Source organism: Spiribacter salilacus (assembly GCF_009649225.1).
Classification (GTDB): Bacteria; Pseudomonadota; Gammaproteobacteria; order Nitrococcales; family Nitrococcaceae; genus Spiribacter; species Spiribacter salilacus.
In genome coordinates this window covers 1-581 of record NZ_WJPP01000016.1, presented here as the reverse complement: position 1 = coordinate 581, position 581 = coordinate 1, and the positions used below count along the sequence as shown (strand labels likewise).

The 581-nt window shown below is 59.4% G+C and carries 1 protein-coding gene; it reads left to right on the top strand.

Going from position 1 to position 581, the window contains the following annotated elements; genetic code table 11:
* Positions 1-18: 18 nt before the first annotated feature.
* On the top strand, positions 19-581 hold a 563-nt coding region (locus tag GH984_RS10760), incomplete at its 3' end, for a hypothetical protein (protein ID WP_153720225.1).

Here is a 581-nt window from a genome sequence, read left to right as displayed (position 1 = left end):
GGTGATGAGGCAGCCGGTGTGGCGGTCTCGTTCAATACACTCGGCTACAAGGCCCAGGATATTCTCTCGCAGGGCATTGATGCGTTGTTGGGTACTGGGTTTGGTGTGGCTGAGCCGGCCGAAGCAGTGGCACGCATTACGGGCACCGCATTAGATGTAGGCGGCAATCTCACCATCAGTGCAGACAACATCGCCCAACTCAACGCTACGCTGTCTAATGCTGCGAAGTCTCAGGCCTCAGCGCTGTATGGTGCTGGAGGGTCGGCCGCCGGCTTTGTGCTGACCAGTAATTTGGTGGCCGCCGGTGCCGATGCACGACTCACCAGCCCTGCTGAGAATGGCACGGCCACCGGCGATGTCACTGTCTCCGCCACCGACAACGCCAGCATTTACGCCAACACCAAGTTGGTGAGTTCCTCGGTTACTACCAACACCGGTGGGCTGGATATCCTGCGTGACACGCTGGATACCGCCAGTGACATGGCCAACGCGCCGCGTTACTACAGCAGCGATGGTCTGGAAGATTCCGACTTCCCGCTCGCCTTTGGTGACCGGGTGCAGGTGAAAGACGGGTATGAGGT